Annotated in this window: 17 protein-coding genes; 6 read left to right on the top strand and 11 right to left on the bottom strand. The window is 66.8% G+C overall.

The genetic code is table 11. The annotated features are described in order from the left end of the window. Positions 1 to 61: 61 nt before the first annotated feature. The 4 genes from ACZ50Q_RS18400 to ACZ50Q_RS18385 form a co-directional block, all read right to left on the bottom strand. Positions 62 to 1,114 carry a FecR family protein gene (locus ACZ50Q_RS18400; RefSeq protein ID WP_464079202.1) on the bottom strand — a complete coding sequence of 351 codons (1,053 nt, stop codon included), beginning with the start codon at positions 1,112 to 1,114 and terminating at the stop codon, positions 62 to 64. Positions 1,115 to 1,119: 5 nt separating this feature from the next. Beyond that, the gene (locus ACZ50Q_RS18395) at positions 1,120 to 1,641 is read right to left on the bottom strand and encodes a sigma-70 family RNA polymerase sigma factor (protein ID WP_464079201.1); all 522 of its coding nucleotides are present in this window, start codon (positions 1,639 to 1,641) and stop codon (positions 1,120 to 1,122) included. A gap of 154 nt (positions 1,642 to 1,795) precedes the next feature. After that, complete coding sequence (locus ACZ50Q_RS18390; RefSeq protein ID WP_076521510.1) at positions 1,796 to 2,512, bottom strand: GntR family transcriptional regulator; 717 nt, start codon at positions 2,510 to 2,512, stop codon at positions 1,796 to 1,798. Positions 2,513 to 2,553: 41 nt separating this feature from the next. Beyond that, a complete protein-coding gene (locus ACZ50Q_RS18385) occupies positions 2,554 to 4,329 on the bottom strand; it encodes an IlvD/Edd family dehydratase (protein WP_464079200.1) in 1,776 nt (591 codons plus the stop codon). A 222-nt stretch (positions 4,330 to 4,551) separates the two neighbouring features. Between ACZ50Q_RS18385 and ACZ50Q_RS18380 the strand changes: the two genes are divergently transcribed. Together ACZ50Q_RS18380 and pdeR are read left to right on the top strand one after the other, a co-directional pair. Then, positions 4,552 to 5,547 carry a Bug family tripartite tricarboxylate transporter substrate binding protein gene (locus ACZ50Q_RS18380; RefSeq protein ID WP_076521507.1) on the top strand — a complete coding sequence of 332 codons (996 nt, stop codon included), beginning with the start codon at positions 4,552 to 4,554 and terminating at the stop codon, positions 5,545 to 5,547. 291 nt (positions 5,548 to 5,838) lie between these two features. Then, complete coding sequence (pdeR, locus tag ACZ50Q_RS18375) at positions 5,839 to 7,836, top strand: cyclic di-GMP phosphodiesterase (protein WP_076521506.1); 1,998 nt, start codon at positions 5,839 to 5,841, stop codon at positions 7,834 to 7,836. Positions 7,837 to 7,860: 24 nt separating this feature from the next. Here pdeR and ACZ50Q_RS18370 read toward each other — a convergent pair whose 3' ends face one another. Then, positions 7,861 to 8,745 (bottom strand): crotonase/enoyl-CoA hydratase family protein, encoded by an 885-nt coding sequence (locus ACZ50Q_RS18370; RefSeq protein ID WP_092582550.1) that lies wholly within the window; start codon positions 8,743 to 8,745, stop codon positions 7,861 to 7,863. A 445-nt stretch (positions 8,746 to 9,190) separates the two neighbouring features. Between ACZ50Q_RS18370 and ACZ50Q_RS18365 the strand changes: the two genes are divergently transcribed. Further along, positions 9,191 to 10,066: a dienelactone hydrolase family protein gene (locus ACZ50Q_RS18365; RefSeq protein ID WP_464079199.1), complete on the top strand. Its 876-nt coding sequence runs from the start codon at positions 9,191 to 9,193 to the stop codon at positions 10,064 to 10,066. A gap of 25 nt (positions 10,067 to 10,091) precedes the next feature. Here the strand turns inward: ACZ50Q_RS18365 and ACZ50Q_RS18360 are convergent, their stop codons facing one another. After that, complete coding sequence (locus ACZ50Q_RS18360) at positions 10,092 to 10,835, bottom strand: SDR family oxidoreductase (RefSeq protein WP_464079198.1); 744 nt, start codon at positions 10,833 to 10,835, stop codon at positions 10,092 to 10,094. A gap of 239 nt (positions 10,836 to 11,074) precedes the next feature. Between ACZ50Q_RS18360 and ACZ50Q_RS18355 the strand changes: the two genes are divergently transcribed. Beyond that, positions 11,075 to 11,986, top strand: a complete 912-nt coding sequence (locus ACZ50Q_RS18355; RefSeq protein ID WP_092582547.1) for a LysR family transcriptional regulator — start codon at positions 11,075 to 11,077, stop codon at positions 11,984 to 11,986. Here the strand turns inward: ACZ50Q_RS18355 and ACZ50Q_RS18350 are convergent. Then, positions 11,965 to 13,359 (bottom strand): GntP family permease, encoded by a 1,395-nt coding sequence (locus ACZ50Q_RS18350; RefSeq protein ID WP_464079197.1) that lies wholly within the window; start codon positions 13,357 to 13,359, stop codon positions 11,965 to 11,967. The genes ACZ50Q_RS18355 and ACZ50Q_RS18350 overlap by 22 nt on opposite strands. A gap of 479 nt (positions 13,360 to 13,838) precedes the next feature. Between ACZ50Q_RS18350 and ACZ50Q_RS18345 the strand changes: the two genes are divergently transcribed. After that, positions 13,839 to 16,499 carry a T6SS effector BTH_I2691 family protein gene (locus ACZ50Q_RS18345; protein ID WP_464079196.1) on the top strand — a complete coding sequence of 887 codons (2,661 nt, stop codon included), beginning with the start codon at positions 13,839 to 13,841 and terminating at the stop codon, positions 16,497 to 16,499. Next, positions 16,499 to 17,611, top strand: coding sequence for a hypothetical protein (locus ACZ50Q_RS18340; protein WP_464079195.1), 1,113 nt, complete (start codon positions 16,499 to 16,501; stop codon positions 17,609 to 17,611). Before ACZ50Q_RS18345 ends, ACZ50Q_RS18340 begins: the two co-directional genes overlap by 1 nt. Before the next feature lie 61 nt (positions 17,612 to 17,672). Here the strand turns inward: ACZ50Q_RS18340 and ACZ50Q_RS18335 are convergent, their stop codons facing one another. The 4 genes from ACZ50Q_RS18335 to ACZ50Q_RS18320 form a co-directional block, all read right to left on the bottom strand. Beyond that, positions 17,673 to 18,122, bottom strand: coding sequence for an NUDIX hydrolase (locus ACZ50Q_RS18335; protein ID WP_464079194.1), 450 nt, complete (start codon positions 18,120 to 18,122; stop codon positions 17,673 to 17,675). 88 nt (positions 18,123 to 18,210) lie between these two features. Further along, the gene (locus ACZ50Q_RS18330; RefSeq protein WP_092582544.1) at positions 18,211 to 19,476 is read right to left on the bottom strand and encodes an ABC transporter substrate-binding protein; all 1,266 of its coding nucleotides are present in this window, start codon (positions 19,474 to 19,476) and stop codon (positions 18,211 to 18,213) included. 135 nt (positions 19,477 to 19,611) lie between these two features. Next, positions 19,612 to 20,355 carry a GntR family transcriptional regulator gene (locus tag ACZ50Q_RS18325; RefSeq protein WP_076521494.1) on the bottom strand — a complete coding sequence of 248 codons (744 nt, stop codon included), beginning with the start codon at positions 20,353 to 20,355 and terminating at the stop codon, positions 19,612 to 19,614. Positions 20,356 to 20,369: 14 nt separating this feature from the next. Beyond that, positions 20,370 to 21,974 carry an AMP-binding protein gene (locus ACZ50Q_RS18320; RefSeq protein WP_464079193.1) on the bottom strand — a complete coding sequence of 535 codons (1,605 nt, stop codon included), beginning with the start codon at positions 21,972 to 21,974 and terminating at the stop codon, positions 20,370 to 20,372. Between the last annotated feature and the right edge of the window lies 1 nt (position 21,975).

Here is a 21,975-nt window from a genome sequence, read left to right as displayed (position 1 = left end):
TTTCAGAGAGGTGAGGTTGCTGTGTGCTCACCTGTCATGACCCCCCAGATCGCAAAACGGATCAGCTTTTTTGTAACAGCGACGATGGGCGTGCCGTCTCGAGTCCGGCGATCAGGTGCAGGCGCCGCCCGCGCCACAGGCGGGTTTCCGCTTGCACGCGGATGTTCAGGGTGGCGCTGAGCGCGGCCAGCACCTTGTCCACGTCGTTGACGGGAAACGAGCCCGACAGCCGAAGACCCGAGATGGCGGCATCGCAACTGAGCGTGTCCCGGCAATACCGTCCCAGCTCGGCGATGAAGTCATCGAGCCGCATGCCGCGCGCGACGATGAAGCCGTCCTTCCAGGCGATCTGGTTTTCCTCGGCCGCGGCCGGCTGGTCGACGCCGCGCGCCCAATAATGCGCGCGCAGGCCCGCCTGCAGGGTCAGTCCGGGGTTGGCGTCGTTGCGCGGCTGGATCTGGACCGCGCCCTGGAAGACGCTGACCTCGGTCGATGCGCCCAGCAGCCGCACGGTGTATTCGGTGCCCAGCGCGCGCGCCGTGCCATGGGGGGTTTCGACGAGGAAGGGGCGCGCCGGCCCGGCCGTGTCGGGCGCGGTCGCGATCAGGATCTCGCCCGCGATGAGCGCCACGCGGCGCTGCAGGGCGTCGTAGCGCACGTCGATGGCGCTGTCCGTGTTCAGCACGACGCGCGTGCCGTCCGGCAGGGTCAGGCCGCGGCGTTCGCCCACGGCCGTGCGGTGGTCCGATGTCCATTCGCGCCAGGGCGTGACCTGGCCGACGCCCCAGGCCGCGCCGCTCGTGATCGCCAGGACGCTCATGGCCTTCAGCGCCCGCCGGCGCTGCGCACAGGCGGGCGCGGCAAGCGCGGCCTGCGCGATGGCGGCGCCGGCCGCGCCGGCGAGCGGCTGCAGCGTGCCCTGGACGGATTCGATGCGCAGCCAGGCCCGTTCATGGTCCGGGTGCGCGGCGCGCCAGGACGCCCATTCGCGCACCGTTTCCGGGGCGACCGCGTCGCCCTGCAGTTCCACCAGCCATTCCAGCGCGCGTTGCGCCACGGCGGGCGAGAGGGCGCTGGCATCGCGCGTGCTCCGGTACCAGGGCGAGGCGGCCATGCGGCTCATCGGGTAAAGGTAAGGTCGGCAAAGCAGCAGCGCTGCAAGGCCTTGACGAGGTAACGCTTGACCGTGGGGATCGAGATGCCCAGCGTCTCGGCCACCTGGGCATGGGTGCGCCCCTCCAGTTGCGACAGCAGGAAGGCGCGCCGCACCGGGGCCGGCAGGCCGTCGAGCAGGCGGTCCAGCTCCAGCAGCGTTTCCAGCACGATGGCCCGGTCTTCGGGCGACCAGTACACCGCCTGCGGCGCCTGGGCCAGCGCCTCGAGGTACGCGCGCTCCAGCTTTTCGCGGCGCCAGTGGTTGGACACGAGATGCTGGGCAACGGTGGTGAGGAAGGCGCGCGGTTCGGCCAGCGTGGCCGGGACGCGTTCGCTGCTCAAGAGGCGGATGAAGGTGTCGTGGGCCAGGTCTTCGGCCTGGTCGGCGTTGCCCAGGCGGCGGCGCAACCAGCCGCGCAGCCACGAGTGGTGGTCGCTATAGAGCGTTTCGATGGAGGAGGGGAAGGCGCATCCCGGCGTACTCAAGATCCAACCTTTTGATCAAGCCGCCGGCGCCTCGCAGGCCGAGGCGGGCCAACTGCTCATGCGAATTACGGGAAATAGTAATTGTTATTATTACCGATTCGGGGCGGGTCTTGTCAAATTGTTGCCGGCGCGGGCGCGCGGCGTTGCGCCGATGTCAGAAGGCGGCGCTGGCGGCGAGGGTCGCGCCGTGGGTCTGGGCGTACGCCTGCTGCGACGCCAGATAGGCGTCGCGCGAGGGGATCAGGTGGTCGCGGCAGACCGTCATCAGCGCCTGCCGGTCGCCGTCGCGCAAGGCCTGGATCATCGTCCAGTGCTCCTGGCGCGCGCGTTCGCGATGGCCCGCCGTCACCAGCGAGCCGAAGCGGATCGGGTGGGTGCGGCGCGCGTATTCCTCGATGGCCTGGCCCAGCACCGCGTTGTCCAGCAGCCCGAAGAATTCGCGGTGAAAGCGCTGGTTGCTGCGGAACACGCGGCGCGCGTCGCCCGCGGCCACCGCCGCGTCGTGCTCGCGCTGCACCGCCACCAGCGCGGCCAGCCGCGCTTCGGGCACGGGCAGCGGCATCTGGCGGGCGGCGTGCACTTCCAGCACTTCACGCAGCGCGTACAACTCCATCACCTCGCGCACCGAAAACGCGCGCACCACCGCGCCGACATTGCGCTTTTTCTCGACCACGCCCAGCAGTTCCAGGTCGACCAGCACCTGGCGCACCGCATGCCGCTTCATGCCGAAGCGGGCCATGAGCTCGTCTTCGGTCAGGCGTTCGCGGGGGTGCAGCCGGCCGAAGACAATGTCTTCTTCCAGCGCGGCCACGGCCGCCTGGACGGCGTCGGCGGCGGGTTCCTGCAGGGCGGCGGGCGTGATGGCGTTCATGGCGAGGCAGGGCGTGTCGAGAATGGCTTACTGAGAATGGCTTACTTCTTGGGAACGGTGTCGTGCGTGACGCCCGCGCGCAGGAAGTCGAAGTCGACGCCCTGGTCGGCCTGCGTCACGGATTGCAGGAACAGCTTGCGGTAGCCGCGGTCGGCGGCGGGCCGGGTAATGGGCTGGGCGGCGGCGCGGCGGGCCAGTTCGGCGTCATCGACCAGCAGCGCGATTTCGCGCCGGGCCACCGACAGGCGGATGCGGTCGCCATTTTGCACGTAGGCCAGCGGTCCGCCGATGGCCGCCTCGGGCGTCACGTGCAGCACGATGGTGCCGGCCGCGGTGCCGCTCATGCGGCCGTCCGAGATCCGCACCATGTCCTTGACGCCGGCGCGCGCCAGCTTCTTGGGGATGGGCATGTAGCCCGCTTCGGGCATGCCCGGCGCGCCGGTCGGTCCGATGCGCTTGAGCACCAGGATATCGTCGGCGGTCACGTCCAGCGCGTCGTCGTCGATGCGGCGCGCCATGTCCTCGGCGTCCTCGAACACCACGGCGCGGCCTTCGTGCTCCATCAGGTCGGGATTGGCCGCCGACTGCTTGATGATGGCGCCGCCCGGGGCCAGGTTGCCGCGCAGCACGGCCAGGCCGCCCACCGGATAGATGGGCGCGGCGGCGCTGCGGATGACGTCCTGCTTGAAAGGCGGGGGCGCGTCGTCCAGTTCTTCGCCCAGCGTGCGGCCGGACACGGTGAGCGCGTCCAGGTGCAGGAAGGGGCGCAGCTCGCGCAGCAGGGCGGGCATGCCGCCCGCGTCGTGGAAGTCTTCCATGTAGTGCTGGCCCGAGGGCTTCAGGTCGACCAGCACGGGCGTCTCGCGGCTGATGCGGTCCAGGCCCGCCAGGTCGATGTCGATGCCCAGGCGGCCGGCGATGGCGGTCAGGTGGACGATGCCGTTGGTGGATCCGCCGATGGCGAGCAGCACGCGCAGGGCGTTCTCGATGGATTTGCCGGTCAGGATCCGGTCGGGCGTCAGGCGCGACGCCGCCATGGCGACGGCCGTGGCGCCGGTGCGCTCGGCCACGCGCACGCGGTCGGCGGTGACGGCCGGGGCGGACGCGCCGCCCGCCACCATCATGCCCAGGGCCTCGGTGATGCAGGCCATGGTGCTGGCCGTGCCCATCACGGAACAGGTGCCCACGCTGGCGACGAGCTGGTTGTTGACGTCGGCGATCTCGACGGCGTCGATTTCCTCGGCGCGGTAGCGGCCCCAGTAGCGGCGGCAGTCGGTGCAGGCGCCCACGCGCTCGCCGCGGTGCGAGCCGGTCAGCATCGAGCCGGTGACGAGCTGGATGGCGGGCACGCCGGCCGAGGCGGCGCCCATCAGTTGCGCCGGCACGGTCTTGTCGCAGCCGCCGATCAGCACGACCGCGTCCATGGGCTGCGCGCGGATCATTTCCTCGGTGTCCATGGACATCAGGTTGCGCAGGTACATGCTGGTGGGCTGCGAGAAGCTTTCGTGCACCGAGATGGTCGGGAAGTCCATCGGCAGGCCGCCCGCCAGCATGACGCCGCGCTTGACCGCCTCGATGAGCTGCGGCGCGTTGCCGTGGCAGGGGTTGTAGCTGCTGCCGGTGTTGACGATGCCGATGATGGGACGGGCCAGCGCGTCGTCCGACAGGCCGGCGCCCTTGATGAAGGCCTTGCGCAGGAACAGCGAAAAGCCCTTGTCGCCGTAGTTCGTGAGCCCGCGGGCGACGCCCTGCGCGGTGGCGCCGTCGCTGTCAAAGGGGCCCTTGGCGGGCTTGCCGCCCTTGGTCTCATCCGTCATTTTCAGTCCCGATAATATTATTGATAATCCTGGGCCGACATCATATCCAGCCCGTGGCGAGGCCCGCAAGCGGTTTATCCAGCGGGTTGGGATTGATCTGTTTGGAAGATCAGTCGATAGAAAAATGGTGATTCTTCAATCAAGCATGGCCCCCTACACTGGCGCGGTTGACGAACCGGGCGTCCGATCATTCCTATACCCATCCCGGCTGGAGAGACTGATATGTCAGACCTGCGTCTGCGGCCGCGCCGCGCCGTGCTCTTTTCCCTGCTGGCCCTGTGCGCCGGCATGTCCGCCCCGGCGTTGTCCGCCGACGCCTATCCCGACAAGCCCGTGCGCCTCATCGTGCCGTATCCGCCCGGGGGCGCCACCGACGTGATCGGCCGCGTGCTCGCGCAGGAACTGACCGGCGCGCTGGGCCAGACCGTGGTGGTCGAGAACCGGGCCGGCGCCGCCGGCAACATCGGCGCCGACCAGGTGGCCAAGGCCCAGCCCGACGGCTACACGCTGCTGATGGGTGCGCTGACCAGCCACTCCATCAACGCGGCGCTGTACCGCGGCCGCGTCACCTACGACGTGGAAAAGAGCTTCGCGCCGGTGGCCATCGTGGGCACGGTGCCGCTGGTATTCGTGGTGAATCCCTCGGTGCAGGCCAAGACGCTGTCCGAATTCATCGCGCTGGCCAAGTCCAAGCCCGGCTACGTGACCATGGCCTCGGCCGGCAACGGTTCGCCCCAGCATCTGGCTGGCGAAATGTTCAAGCGCACCGCGGGCGTCGACATCCTGCACGTGCCCTACAAGGGCAGCGGCCCCGCAATGACCGACCTGATGGGCGGACAGGTGCTCAGCATGATCGAGACCGTGCCCGCGGCGCAGGCCAACATCAAGGCCGGCAAGCTGCGCGCGCTGGCGGTGACCTCGCCGCAGCGCGTCGATGCGCTGCCCGATGTGCCCACCGCGGCCGAAGCCGGCCTGAAGGACTTCGAGGTCAGCTCGATGTTCGGCATCGTGGCGCCCGCCAACACCCCCGCGCCGGTCATCGAGCGGCTCAACGCCGAGCTCAAGAAGATCCTGGCCAAGCCCGAGGTGAAGGCATCGTTGCTGAACCAGGGCGCCGTCGCCACCTGGACCACGCCCGCGGACGCCGGCGCGCGCGTGTCGGCCGAGGTGGCCCGCTGGACCAAGGTGATCGACGAAGCCGGCGTGAAGGGCGAGTAAGCCGCCCCGTCCGGCGCGTTGCGCGCCATTTACGCCTTGCGCCGGAGATCCGACACGGATTTCCGGCGTTGTCGTTTTTATGGCAACGGAAAAGAACCGAAATAATCGATTCCCCGTCCGCCGCCCGTGCGCCGGGACAAATCCTGTATTTCAGAGAGTTGCAATACCCGAGCCGACCGCTATGCAATAAATCGCAATAATCGCCTCGGAACGCACCGCGGGGGTGGTTGACCCCAAATTCAGTAGCCCGTAATGTGCTTTGCGGGCCTTAGGACGGCGGGGGGGATACCAATGACTGAGAACCAGGACGAAAAGTCGATCCTGCATACGCATTTCGGTACGTATAGCCCATATTGGCGCTTGTCCGCCGATAGCGATGCCATTGAGCTCGCCGCGGTCAAAGGCGCCACCAATATCGCGATGGCCTTGCGTCCGGACCAGGCCGATGCCGTGCGCAGCCTGACGGGCATCACGTCCAGCGTGCGCATCGACATCATGCTGTATGGCGACCTGCTGCACCTGCACCTGGTCGGGCGCAAGATCAACCCCAACGAATGGGCCGGCACCGCGTCCGCCTACACTGACACCGATTCCGTCGCCAAGGACCTCGTCGAAGGCCTGTCGTTCGCGGAAACGGTCGTGTCCGAAGCCAATTCGGTCATCGCCATCGTGGACCAGAATGGCCGCGTGCAGCGCTTCAACAAGCTCTGCGAGGAATACACCGGCAAGCGCGAACAGGACATTGTGGGCCGCAGCGTCTTCGATATGTTCATGACGCGCGAAGAGGCCGTCGCGTCGCGCCGCAATATCGCCGAGTTCTACAAGCGGGGCCAGTCGTACGAGGTCGAGCGCACCATCAACACGGTCAAGGGGCCGCGCCTGTTCCTGTTCCGCAACAAGTTCGTCACCAGCGGCAGCGGCGAAAAGCGGGTCTACCTGATCTGCTCGGGCACCGACATCACCGAGGAACGCCAGGCGCAGGAGCGCCTGCGCGTGCTCGCCAACACCGACATGCTGACAAACCTGCCCAACCGCCACGCGATCACCTCGCGGCTCAAGGGCGCGCTGGCGGCCGGCAAGGAAGGGCGCGGCGGGGTGCTGTTCCTGGACCTGGACAATTTCAAGCGCATCAACGACCACTACGGCCACGGCTTCGGCGACCGGCTGCTCAAGGCGGTGGCGGTCGCCATTTCGAACTGCCTGTCCGAAGGCCAGACCCTGGCCCGCCTGGGCGGCGACGAATTCATCGTCCTGCAGGAAGAGGCCCAGGCCTGGCAGCTCGAGGCCACCGCGCAGCGCATCATCGAACGGTTGCGCGAGCCCTTCCGCCAGGGCCTCATCGAGGTCTACACCAGCTGCTCCATCGGCATTGCGATGTATCCCGACCACGGGGCCGACCTGGATAGCGTGGTGCGCAGCGCCGACATCGCCATGTATGTCGCCAAGGAAGCGGGCCGCCATACGTACCGCGTGTTCCAGAGCGAGATGGACCGCCGCAACGCGGACTACGTATGGCTGGACACCAATCTGCGCAAGGCGCTGGCCGAGAACCACCTGATGCTCTACTACCAACCCAAGCTGGTGGGCCGCACGGGCGAGGTCGACGGCGTGGAGGCCCTGGTGCGCTGGCGCTCGCCGGAGCGCGGCATGGTGGGCCCCGACACCTTCATCCCGTACGCCGAGGAATCGGGCCTCATTTCGCCGCTGGGCGTCTGGGTCATGCGCGAAGCCGCCCGGCAGGCGGCGGCCTGGAAGCGCGATGGCCTGAACCTGCGCATCGCCATCAACATGTCTGCCCGCCAGCTCGACGACAAGGGCGTGGTCAGCGATTTCATGCGGGCCATCAACGATGCGAACCTCGATCCCTGCCTGCTCGACATCGAACTGACCGAGAGCTGCCTGATCGACGATGAAGACGCCGCCATCGAACTGATCAAGCAGTTCCGCCAGCTCGGCGCCCGCGTCCACCTGGACGACTTCGGCACCGGCTACTCGTCGCTGTCGCAGCTTGCGCGCATTCCGCTGGACGCGATCAAGCTCGACGCCAGCTTCGTTCGCGGCGTGAACGAGAATCCGGTGTCGCAGGCGCTGGCGCGCGCCATCGTCGCGGTGGCGCGCACGCTCGAGCTCAAGGTCATCGCCGAGGGCGTGGAGACCCAGGAAGAAACGGCTTTCCTGGACACCCTGGGCGTGGACGCCAAGCAGGGCTATCTGTACGCCAAGCCGATGCCCGCGGAGGAGTTCACCGCCTGGCTGGCCAAGCGCCGCCGGCTGCATCTCATCGCGTGATGCAACCGGCGACGCATCGCCGGATCAGTGCATGGTCGCCACTTCGGTGGCCTCCGAACTGCTCGCCGTGCGGCGGTTCTGCGCCATCACCAGCCGCTCCATGTAGGCGCGGTCCTTCGGGTCGATGGAGAACGCAGCCTCCACCCAGTCCTCGGTGATGTCCATCAGCTCCGAGCGCGTCAGGCTCAGCACGCGCTGGCGGGCGCGCAGCATGGCGCGCATGCCGTTGAGCTTGGGCCGCATTACGTCGATGAAGGTGCGGGTGGCCTTGTAGGCCTCGCCCGGCTCGAACAGCACGTCCACCAGGCCCCGGCCGTGGAACCACTCGGCGGTGTGCGATTCGCCCGTGCCGATCAGCTCTTCGGCCAGCTTCATGCCCGAGCGGCGCGCGACCAGCGAATAGCCGCCCATGCCGGGGAACAGGTTGAATGCCATCTCGGGAAAGCCCATCCGCGCATTGTTCTGCGCCAGCACGAAGTGGTGGGCCAGCGCGGCCTCGAAGCCGCCGCCCAGCGCGGTGCCTTCGATCATGGCCAGCGAAATGGCGCCGGTGTCAAAGCCGCGCGTCGCGGCGTGCACGCAGTCGACGCAGGCGCGGGCATAGGCCCGCAGCGCTTCGCGCTTGCCGGTGCGGATGGCCTCGGCGAAGAAATTCAGGTCGCCGCCGACGTTGTAGATCTGCGGCACCAGCGAGCCCGTGACCCAGAAGTCGATGGGCAGGCCGGAATCCTTGGCGGCGCGCGCCAGGGTCATGATCTCGTCGATCAGTTCATGGTTAAAGCACGGGCGCGGTTGCGCGCGCAGCATCATCCACATGACACGGCGTCCCTCCTCGTAGAACGCGGAGATCTGCTTCAGATTGCCTGCTGCGGTAAAGGGGTGGCAGTCCGGATGAATGAGTTGATTCATTGCTTTCGTCCAATCGATCAAGGTGAGTCGGAGTACTGCCGGGTCAGGCTAAACCACGGCTTACGGACTCCGTCTCATGCAAACCTCGTCCAACTGGCCAGACTTTTCCGTAATTCAAAGTCCGGGTCGCGCAAATCAAAAAATTCAAAACTGGCGGTGACGCCTCACCCCATCAGGGGATGGCCGCATGGGTAGAACGGATGAGGGGGGCCAGCAAATCCGTGGCGGTCCGGGCGATGCCGCGCGCAACCGGCAAGGGCGCCGCGTTCATGCGTAGGGATGAGGGGTCTGCGTTTCGTCTGCGGTGCGTCTGCGGTCCCAGCGCGCCGCGCGGGTCGTGAAATCGTCCGTCCGCACCCGTGCACGTGCGACTGGTCCAGGCCAGATGGAGGGCGTAACGTGTTGCGCACCCTGAACGGTGGTCCTATCCAGAAGGCGGAACGACATGAACTTGCTCGAACGAATCGCGCTTGTCTGCCTGGCCGGGCTGGTTACGGCTTGTGCGTCCACATCAACGGGTACGGGCGGCGGCACAAGCGTGCAGAAGGTGCCCGTATCGGTGCCCACGGACAGCGGCGTCGTCACGGGGGAATTGGTGGTGAGCGTGCATGTGCCCGCGGCGGCGGGCAAGCATCCGCTGCTGGTCCTCAACCATGGCCGTGGCGCGAGCGCGGCAGAGCGGGCGAAGATGAACCGCACGCCGTATCCGCAGGCGGTCAAATTCTTCACCGACGCCGGCTTCGTGGTCGCCGTGCCGCAGCGGCTGGGCTATGGAGAAACGGGCGGCCCCGACCTGGAAGACAGCGGACCTTGCGACGACCGGCAGTTCACGCCGATGTTCGACCGGGTCGCCAGCCAGATCGGCCAGGTGGTCAAGGCGCTGCAGCAGCACCCGGCCGTGGAGCCCTCCCGCGTCGTGCTGGTGGGCCAGTCGGTGGGCGGGGCCGCCGTCATCGCATTGGCGGCGCAGAATCCGCCCGGCGTCAGTACCGCCATCAACTTCGCGGGGGGCGCGGGCGGGGATGCCAAGTCGCCGGGCCAACCCTGCGGACCCGAACGGCTGCAGCAGACCTTTGCGGCCTATGGCAAGACTTCCCGCCTGCCCACGCTCTGGATCTACGCCGAGAACGACCTCTTCTGGGGGGCGGACTGGCCCACGCGGTGGGTGGACGCCTATAACGCCGCGGGTGGTGCCGCCACCTTCATGGGGATGGGGCCCGATGGCAACAACGGCCATCTGCTGTTTACCCGTTCACCGCAGAAGTGGCAGCCCGTCGTGACCAAATACCTGCGCGACCTGGGCTACGCGATGCCGAAATAGGCCAGGCCGCGTCGCGGGCACCTGTTCAGGCCACGCCGCCGTTGGCGCGCACGATCTGCCCGTTGACCCAGCCGCTGTCCCGCCCCGCCAGGAACGAGACGATGCCCGCAATATCATCCGGCTGGCCCAGGCGTTCCAGGGGTGGCATCTTGGCGTAGTGCTCGATGAGCTCGGGGCTCTTGCCCTTGAAGAAGAGCTCGGTGGCGACCGGGCCGGGCGCCACCGCGTTGACCCGGATCTGGCGCCCGCGCAGTTCCTTGGCGAAGACCTGCGTCAGGCTTTCGACCGCGGCTTTGCTGGCGATGTAGACCGAGTAGCCGGGCAGGTTGAGCGCGACGGTAGTGCTGGACACATTGACGATGCTGCCGCCATCGGCCAATCGCGTGGCGGCTTCGCGCAGCGTATTGAAGGTGCCGCGGGTGTTGATGTCGAAGGTCCTGTCGTAGAGCTCGTCGCTGGTCTCGGCCAGCGGCAGCACCTGCAGGACGCCGGCGCTGTTGACCAGCACATCGATCCGGCCGAATTCGGCCAGCACGGCGTCGAACAGGGCGCGGACCTCGGCCGCCTTGGATACGTCGGCGCGCACGGCCAGGGCGCGTCCGCCAGCCTGGCGGATCTCGGCGGCCAGGGCCTGCGCCTCGGCTTCGCTCGCGGCGCAGTTGATGGCGACGGCAAAGCCGTCGTTTGCCAGGCGCCGCACGATGGCGGCGCCGATGCCGCGCGATCCGCCGGTGACGAGGGCAACGCGCTGGGGGGCTTGGTCGTTCATGGAAACTCTCCGTCGAAAGGGGTGGGACGTATGATCGACTATTCCTGAGCAAAGATAATTACCTTTGCTTTGCTAAGATAATTTCATTTGCTTTAACAATGGGATCGGATCTACGACCCCGGATCTCAGACCCCGGATCTACGACCCCGGATCTACGGCTCCGGATCTACGGCTCCGGATCTCAGGCCCCACACCTCAGATTTCAGACCAAAGACCATGGACAACGGGCGGCAATAGGCATGGATCGCTTCCAGGAAATGCAGGTGTTCGTGCGCATCGCGGAGCGCGGCAGTTTTTCCAAGGCGTCGGAGGACCTGCGCATTCCGCGGGCCACGGTGACCAACCTGATCAAGCGCATGGAGGCCCGGTTGGGCGCGCGCCTGCTCGATCGCACGACGCGCCAGGTGCGCCTGACGCACGACGGCGAGGCGCATTACCAGCGCTGCGTACGCCTGCTGGCCGACCTGGAAGAAGCCGACGGCGCCTTTCTCGACACCGCGCCCAAGGGCCTGTTGCGGGTCAACGCGCAGGGCACGCTTGCCCGGTTCTTCGTGATGCCGGGCCTGCCGGACTTCCTGCAGCGCTATCCCGACATCGTGCTGCACCTGGGCGAAGACGACCGGCTGGTGGACCTGGTCCGGGAAGGCGTGGATTGCGTGCTGCGCGCGGGCGTCCTGCAGGATTCCACCCTGGCCGGCCGGCAAATCGCCCAGATGCCGCAGGTGACGGTGGCCAGTCCCGCCTACCTGGCGCGCCATGGCGTGCCCGCCAGCCTGCAGGAGCTGGAGCGGCACCGGGCCGTGGATTACGTGTCCAGCGCCACGGGCCGCGCCGTGCCGCTGGATTTCATGGTGGAGGGCCGCAGCGTGCAGGTGCGCCCGCGTTCCGTCGTCAGCGTGACGGGCGCCGAACTCTACACCAGCGCCGCGCTGGCGGGGCTGGGACTGGCGCAGGTGCCGCGCTACCGGATCGAGCGCGAACTGGCGGCGGGGCATCTGCGCATCGTGCTGCCCCACGCGCCGCCCGCGCCCATGCCCGTATCGGTTCTGTATCCCCAGAACCGGCAGGTGTCGGCGCGGGTGCGCGTCTTCACGCAGTGGCTGGCGGGCGTCTTCGCCGCCGCTTTCGATCAGACGATGCCGGTCAGGTAGAAGACGCCGATCACCACGAACACCGACAGGGTCGATATCAGCGTGATGGCGAAGATGTCGCCGTAGGACTGGCGGTGCGTCAGGCCAGTGACGGCCAGCAGCGTGATGACCGCCCCGTTGTGCGGCAGCGTGTCCATCCCGCCGCTCGCCATGGCGGCCACGCGGTGCAGCACCTCCATGGGAATGCCGGCCGCCAGCGCGCCGTCGATGAAGGTCTGCGACATCGCGGCCAGCGCGATGCTCATGCCGCCCGAGGCCGAACCCGTGATGCCGGCCAGCGTCGTCACCGCCACCGCTTCGCCCACCAGTGGATCGGGGATGGCCTTCAAGGCCTGGGCCACCAGCAGAAAGCCCGGCAGCGCCGCGATGACGCCGCCAAAGCCGTACTCGGCCGCCGTGTTCATAGAGGCCAGCAGCGCGCCCGACACGGCGCTTTTGCTGCCTTCGGCGAAATGCGACTTGATGGCCCGGAACGAAAACAGCAGGATGGTGACGATCCCTGCGATCAACGCGCCCATGACGGCCCACAGCGCGACCTGTTCGTCCGCGTTGACAGGCAGGGGCTTGGGCAGGCCGGGCAGGACGACTTCGGAACCCGCCGGATACCACCCCGGGATCCAGCGCGTCAGCAGGAAGTTCATCACGCCCACCACCACCAGCGGCAGCAGCGCGATCAACGGATGATGGTCGCGTTCGCCGGTCGGCGTCGCGGGCTCGTTGCGCAGGTCCGTGCCGTAGGTTTCGCCGGCCGCGGCGGCGCGCTTGCGGCGCCATTCCAGGTAGGCGATGCCGGCGCACAGCGTGAACGCCGAACCGATCAGGCCCAGCCAGGGAGCGGCCCAGGTCGTGGTCTCGAAGAACGTCGTGGGGATGATGTTCTGGATCTGGGGCGTGCCGGGCAGCGCCGTCATGGTGAAGGTGAAGGCGCCCAGCGCAATCGCGCCCGGCATCAGGCGCTTGGGAATGCCGCCCTGGCGGAACATCTCCGCGGCAAACGGGTACACCGCGAACACCACGACGAACAGCGACACGCCGCCGTAGGTCAGCAACGCGCATACCAGCACGATGGCGACGATCGCGCGCTCGGCGCCGATCAGGCGCAGCACGGCCCGCACGATGGCGCGTGAAAAGCCCGACAGCTCGATGAGCTTGCCGAACACGGCGCCCAGCAGGAACACGGGGAAATAGAGCTTGGCAAAGCCCGCCATGCGCTCCATGAAGATGCCCGAGAACACGGGCGCCAGCGCCGACGGGTCCGTCAGCAGCACCGCGCCCATGGCTGCAATGGGCGCGCACAGGATCACGCTATAGCCTCGATACGCCGCCAGCATCAGAAACGCCAGCGCCGCCACCACGATGAACAATCCGGTCATTCAGTACTCCAGGAATGACGTGACAAGGGGTGTGGGGCTACACCTTAACGCATCGTCCCGGCGGTTTCGTTGCGCGGCGCGGACGGCCAGGCAAGATGGCGAGGGTCGATACCGGGTCGGCACTACCCAGCGTCTGCCCATCAGTATCGCAAGCGTAAATAAGAACCTTCTTATGTACGCGGCGGAATCTGGCATGCACGATCTGGACCCAAGTTCTTGGACGTCCATTGCTGTCAGAGGCGAATATCGCGTACGCCCGCGCGCGGCAGTGGATGCTCATTCCCCACATGGCCCGGACGCGGATGCTGACGCACAGGGCCGCCGCTGCAGGAGCGCCGCGTGCATGCCCTATCCGATCCGCGCTTTTCTTTTGCCGTTGGCGCCGTCGCCGGCGGCGAGCCGCTGTATGAATCGCTGCACGAGCCGCTGCACGAATCGCTTGCCCGACTTTCGATACCCCAAGACCGAGGGGCGCGGTCATGAAGCCGATTTCCCTCGACCAACTGCTATCACAGGCGCTCGATATCGCGCGCAGCACCCGCCGGGACGAGCCCGCGAGCCCTTGCGTCGATTGCAAATCCGAAGTCGCCCTCCTGCCGCTGCGCTATGCCGTGGTGACCAGCGATGACCCGCAAGCCCTTGCTGCCCTGACGCCGGATCTTGCCGCTAACCTTGGCCGGGGACTGCCCCCGCTGGAAGCGGCGGGCGTGCGATACGCCGTGCGCGCCATGCGTCAGGGCTATCTGTACGCGTTCATCAAGCGCCTCGGAAACTGGACTTGCGAGAGCGCATGGCGCGCCACGGGGACGGGGGTGTTCTCGCCGATCTGGCCCTACGCGCCGACTCTGCCCTATGCGCCGGACCAGAGCCGTCTGCTCGGGCTTGGCGCCTGGACCCTCCTGTTCAAGGCGCCTGAAGCCATCGACGAAGCGCGCCTGCTGTTCACGCCTGATCCCTTGACTGAACGCATGCTGGACAAGCTGCGCGATACCGACGCGCTGCGCAACAAGCTCCAGGCCTTCGACATCCGAGAGATCGCCAAGAGCTGTTCGTTCGCCGCGGATGTGCTGGATACCGCAACGCCAGCCAGTAGCGTCGCCGAGGACATCGCCGCAGCCAACAAGCACCTGGCGCCGGTGCTTGCCAACCAGCTTTACGCCGATCCGGATTACCACCACGCGCCGCAACTGATCGCGTCGGACCTGAAGGAAACGACGACGCGCGCCCGCGGCGCCGCGATCGTATTGCACGATCCCATCGGCATTACCCAGCAGCTCAATGCCTGGCGCAACGAGGCCGTGGAGACGTTGCGGGCCCACCTGAACAAAGGGGCGGCGAACAAGGGCATCAGCAACGAGCGCAAGATCCTGGTGGCGCAGGCGTTCGAGGACGTCAGGCGCCAGTTCGAAGAAAAGTCTGCCGCCCTGGAGGCGCAGCACTACATCGAGATCGAGCGCGACAAGGTGTTCAATCCCGAGATGGCCCAGGCGCGCAACTGGATTCTCAATGATGAGGAGCAGAGGCGCTGGGACGAGGCGGCCGCGCAGCACGTGCGCGCCTATGAAGCGACGATACGGGCGCGCGTCCAGGCCAAGCTCGACAGCGGCGAATACCGCAATCGTTTCGAAAGCAAATACGTCACGCCACCGGATCCGCAAGCCGCCCTGCAGGTGGGCGCCATGAAGGCGGCGCTGGCGGATTTTGACGCGCGGTGCCAGGCCGCCCAGACGGAAGCCGAACGGCGTGCGCGGCCCTATGAGGCATGGCTGCAAAGCACGCAATTGCTGGACGGGTTGGAGGTCTATGACGATGCAGACCTGGCAAATGGCTGGCAGTTTGCGGGCCAGACCGGGCTGTGCGTGTTTGGCGCGGAAGGGTGCGAGAGCAGCGCCGACCTCATCCAGAGGTGGTGGCAGGGCCGCCCACAAGACCGCAATAACCTGGCCCTGCGCAGTTTCGGGTTGAACCAGAAGACCATCCTGGCCGAGATGCATCGCACGCTGGAAGCGGCCCGGTCCCAACCGCTTCCCGTCGATGCCGAAGCCATCTACCAGTACACGAAGACGGGCCTGGAAAAGGCAAAGACGCTTGCAGAGCTTTTTGACAAGGCCAACGGCGTGTTTGAAGAGCTGGAGAGAGCCGGCCGAGCGGGATTGTCCGGCGGCATCCTGGCCTGGTACAGCAGCCTCGGCCGCCAGACGCTGCGCCACGCGCCAAAAGGGGGAGAGTGGTTCGTCCACGGCGCCACCCGCGCCTGGCTGGCCGCCAGCATCGGCAAGGGCGCGGTCAACCTTCGCCTTGAGGAATTGCAGGCCGTCGGCCGCAGCGCTGATCGGGCGACCATGCGTGGCCAGATCAATAGGAACGTCCAACTCGCCTTTGCGACAGAACTGGTGGACGCGCGTTCGAGCGAGTTCTACAAGGTGCGCGCCAGCGGGTGGCTGCTGTTGCTGGAGGCAGGGTTGCTCAGTTTGAGGATGCGCAGCCTGCCGAAAGATGACAGGCAACGCGCGGAGCTGGCCGCCGCGGTCTTGGCGGCGGGCGCGGCCGGGATGGAGGTGCTGGCCTGCGGCACGGAATTGGTGCTGCGGCACTTTAACGCCGCGAGCACGACGGGGGTGGGTGCGACGGTGTTTTTGGGGAGGCTGAAGTTATGGGGTGGGGTGTTGGCAACGGCGGGCAGCGTGGTGCTGCTGATTCACGAGTGGAGGGATGGTACGGCGGCGTTCAAGGTCGATCGCACTGTACTCGGCGTCGCATACCGGATTCGCTTTTTTGCGGCAGCTGCGATGACAGCCAGTCAAGCCAGTTTGGCAATTGCGGCTGCGAGCCCCATGTTCAAGATACTGGCCGAGCGTGCGGTGCTGAGCAAATTTGGCACCTTCTTCAACCTATTCGCTCGAATCTCGGCGCTGTTGGCCCAAAGAGCGGTGATGCTCTTCTTGAGGCAGGTGTTGCTTCGTGGAACGTTGATAACGATCGCCGTTACAGCGGTCATTGTGATCTTTGATGACGACGCCTTAGAAAAATGGTGCAAGCGCACACTCTATCGCGGTCCGAAATTCAAGGATGAAAAGGCGTTTGATGATGCGCCACAAGAACTGGGCGCCTTGTATGGCGCGTTGTCGGAGGTTATCTGATGTACGTCGCAGAGTGGGTCATGTGGTTAAGTTGCCTGAAATCCGATTCCTGGTTCAGGAAGAACCTGGATGAGTATAAGAATCCGGCGACGCCAATCATCCAGCCCGCCTATGAGGACAGCATCGTGGAAGACCGGGCGCGCCAGGCGGCAAAGCGGTTCCAGCATGCCCGATCCAGGGGACCTGTCTATGCATGCAACGACACATACCTGGAACTGCGCTGCGGCGGCATGGAGGACAAAAGGGGATTCATTTCGCTCCTTACGATAGTGTTGATGTTCTTCCTTGTTGGTTCATGGATCGATTTTGATGGAAGACTTGTCTGGGCGGTCATTTCCGGTTCGGGAACCGTGTATGGCCGAGCACTTTCCATCGGAGACCTGTTCATGTTTCTGGTTGGAACCAGCCTTACGGGGGGCGCGCTCTGGCTGTACTTCAAATATGCGTTCCGCTTCAGTCGCCTGGAACTTCTGACATCGCGTCATCTGCTCATCCGCTTCAACCGAATGACGCGCCAGGTCTTTCTTCATCGACCGGCAAGTTGCGGCGGCATCCTTGTCCTGCCTTGGGACGGGGTGCTTACAGAGGAAGTCGCCGGATTCAGCCTCACGATGGGTTGGTTTCCCGGCGACAGCACAGACTTGCCCTTTCCCACATTGGTCTTCATTGGCAGGCAAAGCAGTCGTCTATCCGACCTGCAATCCGAATGGGAATTCATCCGGCGCTACATGGACGAGGGCGGCGTCCAGGCTGTCGAGAAACCGCGCATCAGCTCGCAACTGCCTTTGCCGTGGCCGGCCTTCACCGCGCAGTTCGACGCCCTGGGGCCATTCCTGCGCAACAGCGGCCCTGTCGTATGGCTGGGTTGCCTGCTGATCTCGCCGGCCTTCGTCATCCTCGGTTTGTCGCACTGGGCATCGCTGCTGCTGTGCTGGCGTCCCCGTTGGCCGCGCATCATCCGCGAGGCCGGGCAGCCGGGCAAGCCGGTGCCGGCCTTTACGACCGTGGAAGACTATCCGCCAGATGTGCAGGTGCAATTGCTGGCCAATGCCCACCGCTGGGCGTTGCGCCCGGGGCGTGCGCCAGAGAATCGGCGGCGCGGCGGGCGTTGAGTCCGGTTGAGAGCTCGGGCGACGCCAAGTGATGCTTTGGCAGCTTGGCACTGATAGCGCGTCATTCCCCTGGCAGGCTTTCCCTCATCAGGTCCGCCGCCTTGTGCGCCAGTTCCGCCACGCCGAAGCTGGTCGCCAGCGCATGGGCGTCCAGGTCGGCCAGGGACACCCAGCGCGCATCGCGCGCATCGTCGCCCGCGACCGGTTCGCCGGATTGCCAGCGGCACAGCACCGCGATCAGGATGAAGTGGCGGCGCAGGGCGCCCGCCTCGTCGCGGTCGAACACGTCGACGGCGTCAAAGACGTGCAGCGGTTCGGCCGTCACACCGGTTTCTTCCCGCAATTCCCGCGCGGCGGCGGCCTGCAGGCTTTCTCCCGCGTCGATCTTGCCGCCCGGGAATGCCCAGCGGTCCTGGTCGGGCGGGTTGGCGCGGCGCACCAGCAGCACGTGGCCGTCGCGCACAACGGCGGCGATGGTGGCGGCGATGGGGCGCGAAGCGGGCGTGGTCATGCGGGTTTCCTTGGGGGTGTCGTTCACCCCGCAAGAATACGCCGGTCCGGCCACGCCGCTTGGTCGCAGGCGCCCCGTGCTGCGCGCGCTACTTCTTGACCAGCGGGCAGGTGGACCGGGACAGCGGCATGAAGGCCTGGTCGCCCGGCAGCGTTGCCACCAGCTTGTAGTAGTCCCACGGCCCCTTCGATTCCGACGGCTTCTTGACCTCGAACAGGTACATGTCATGGACCATGCGACCGTCTTCGCGGATGCGGCCATTGGTGGCGAAGAAGTCGTTGATGGGCGTGGCCTTCATCTGCTTCATGACCGCGGTGGGCTCGTCCGTGCCCGCCGCCTGCACCGCCTTCAGATAGTGCATCACGGAAGAGTACGTGCCGGCCTGGCTCATGTTGGGCATTTTCTTGAGCTTGTCGTAGTAGCGCTTGGACCACGCCCGGGTCTGGTCGTTCATGTCCCAGTAGAAGGCTTCCGTGAGCGTCAGGCCCGCCGCCGCGTCCAGGCCGATGGCGTGGATGTCGTTGATGTACAGGAGCAGGCCGGCCATCTTCTGTCCGCCCTTGGTCAGCCCGAATTCGCTGGCCGCCTTGATGGCGTTGACCGTATCGCCCCCTGCGTTGGCCAGTCCCACGATCTGCGCCTTGCTCGCCTGGGCCTGCAGCAGGTACGAGGCGAAGTCGGCCGACCCCAGCGGATGCCGCGATGCGCCCAAGACCGTGCCGCCGTTGGCTTTCACGACCTCCGTGGCCGATGCCTGCAGCGTGTGGCCGAAGGCGTAGTCGGCCGTCAGGAAGTACCAGCTCTTGCCGCCTTGCTCGACGGTGGCGCGCGCGGTGGTGTTGGCCAGCGACCAGGTGTCGTAGGTGTAGTGCACGGAATACGGCGAGCACAGGTCGTTGGTGATGCGCTCGGTGCCGGGGCCGCTGAAGACCACGATTTTTTTCTTTTCCCGCGCCACTTCCAGCACCGCCAGCGCGGGCGCGGAAGCCGCCACGTCCATGATGGCGTCCACCTTCTGGGTGTCGAACCACTCGCGCGCCTTGGCGGCGGCGATGTCGGCCTTGTTCTGGTGGTCCACCACCAGCAAGTCCACCTTTTTGCCCAGCACGCTGCCGCCGAAGTCGGCGATCGCCATTTCGGCGGCGGTGGCGCTGCCCTTGCCTGTCACGTCGGCGTAGACGCCGCTCATGTCCAGGATCAGGCCAAGCCGGACCACGTCGTCGGAAATGGCGGGCGAGGGCGCCTGGGCCTGCGCTTGCGCACCGGCCGAGGCGGCGAACGCCGCGGTGGCGAACAATCGGGCGATCGTGCTGCGGCACTGCAATGAAATCCGGGTCCTGTCGGCATGTCTCATGGTTGTCTCCCTGTATGCCGGATTCTTTTCGGATGTTGCGGGCGCTTGTTCTGTTTTGAGGATGCGCCATGTGGGGTCGGACGGCGGTGATGGCGTGGGGTGGCGATCGTCTCCTTGGTGGGGTGGGCAATGCGCTCAGCGGCTGCCGAGCAGGTCGAATTCCATGCGCACTTTGCGGAACGGGAATTCCAGCCGCGCGAAATACACCACGCGGCCGTCGATGCAGGCGTAGCGGCGCAGCTCGGCCACGGGCGAGGACACCGGAATCTGCAGCGATTCGGCCGACTCCTGGCCCGCTTCGATTACGTTGAGAACCTGGCGCGCCTCGGAGATGCGCGCGCCGTAGAACTGGTCGAGCACCGGCGCCACGGTGCTCTTGCGGATGCGGGCGCGATGCTTGCGAAACAGGCCGCTTTCGAGGAAGACCTCGCTATAGCAGAACGGCCCGGCGTCGGTGGTGTGGACGCGGCGCAGGTACTGGAAGCTGCCGCTGCGGTCCGCCTGGCAAGGCATGCCCAGCGTGTCGGGCAGCGGCGAATCGGCGCTGGACTCCACCAGCGACACCGTGCCGAGCTGGTTGCTCAGTTCGACGGTTTCGGCCCAGGTCTTGGGGATGAGCAGGGTCGGAGTTTCCGGCAGCTCGGCGTTGACGAAGGTGCCCGAGCCGCGCGAGCGCCGGATCAGGCCGTCTTCTTCCAGCAGGCCGAATGCCTGGCGGATGGTCGCGCGCGAGATGCCGTAGGTCTGCATCAGCGATTCCAGCGGCGGGATCTGCTGTCCGGGGCGCCAGGTGCGGTTCTGGATATGGCTGCGAAACAGCGCCGCGGCCTGCAGGTAGAGAGGCTGGGGGCTGTGCGAGAAAAGCTTGCGGGCGGTCATGGCGAGGCGTGGGGCTACGAAGCGCAATCCGAGAGTATGGCGTCTGCCATCTCGCGCAGGCGGTGCTTCTGGATCTTGACCGAATTGGCGCTCTCGACCGACGGAAAGGCCTCCAGCACGGTAAAGCCCGCGGGCGCCTTGAATCCCGCCATCGCCGCCTTGCAGGCGGCCGTCCAGCCGGCGGGGTCCGCCTGCGCACCCGCGTGCAGCAGGACGAAGGCGTAGGGCACGATCCGGCCCTGGCGCGTCGCGCCGACCACCTGGCAGGCGCGCACGCCAGGCAGCGTCTCGACGACCTGTTCGATTTCGACCGGATTGACCAGAAAGCCCGACAGCCGCAGCGAGTCTCCCATCCGGGTCTGGAACACGAACTGGCGCTCGGTCAGCGTATAGCCCAGGTCGCCGGTCTTGAAATAGCCGTCGTCCGTGAGGGCCGCCCGGGTGGCCTCGGGATTGTCCAGGTAGCCCTGCATCAGGCTGGGCGAGCGGATCTCGATTTCGCCGGACTGGCCATGCGGCAGGATCTGGCCGGTTTCGGGGTCGCGGGCCCGCACGCGGGCATCGGGGTAGATCAGCGTGCCGCCGGGCTGGTGGCGGGCCGACACGTCGCCCTCGGCGGGATCGCGCGGTTGGCCGGCCACCAGCGCGATCAGTTCGCTGGAGCCGTACAGGCCCGTCAGCGGCACCCCCGCCTCGCCCGCCAGGTCCAGCAGATTGTCCAGCGCGGGCGTGAAGCTGGCGAAACCGAACAACTGCGCGCGGGAGAACGCGCCGGGCGCGGCGGCCTGCATCATGCCGACCAGGGCTTCGTTGTTTGCATAGGTGTGGGTGACGGCGTGGCGGGCGGCGGCCTGGGCCGATTGCGCCGCATCGAACACGGGCGCGCAGACGACGGGCACGCCGCGCGCCAGGCCGCCCACCAGCGTCGCAAAGCCGAAGGCGCCGCAGAATGGCGCGCTGGCCAGCACGCAGGCGTCGTCGCCGTAGCCGAAGGCCCGCGCCACCATCGCGCCGTGCCGCAGCAGGGTCTTTTGATCGTGCAGCACAAACTTGGGCTTGGACGTGGTGCCGGACGTGGTGAAGCACAGCACGCCCGCGTTGCCTTGCGCGGCGGGGGCCGGGTCGGCGCAGGCCAGCAGGGCGTCATACCGGTGCACGGGCTTGCCGTGCACGGCGGCGGGAGAGAGCTCGTTCGCGCCGGACAGGGCGACCGCGCCCTGCAGCCGCGCCAGGTCCTCGGGCGCCACCCCGTCCAGGATGCCCTGGAAGTCGATGCCCTTGAAGCCAGGCCAGTACACCAGCCAGTCGGCCCGGCCGCGGCCCAGGATGTCGGCCACTTCCAGCGCGCGAAAACGCGTGTTGACGGCCAGCACCAGCGCGCCCAGGTGCGCGCAGGCCAGAAAGGATTCGACCCATGCCGCGCAATTGGGCAGCCAGACGGCCACGCGATGGCCGGGCTGCACGCCGAGGCGGGCCAGGCCCGCGGCCAGCGCCCGGCTGCGCGCGCGCAGGTTTGCGACGGAAATGGGCTGGTCCTGGTCGATCAGCGCGGCGGCGCCGGGCTGGCGGGCGGCCAGCGCGTCCAGGTGTTCGGAAAACGTCGAGTACGGCAGGGGCATG

The organism is Achromobacter sp. T5-5, from assembly GCF_055397965.1.
Note: the sequence above shows the minus strand (reverse complement) of the source record. Positions and strands in the feature narration are given on the sequence as shown.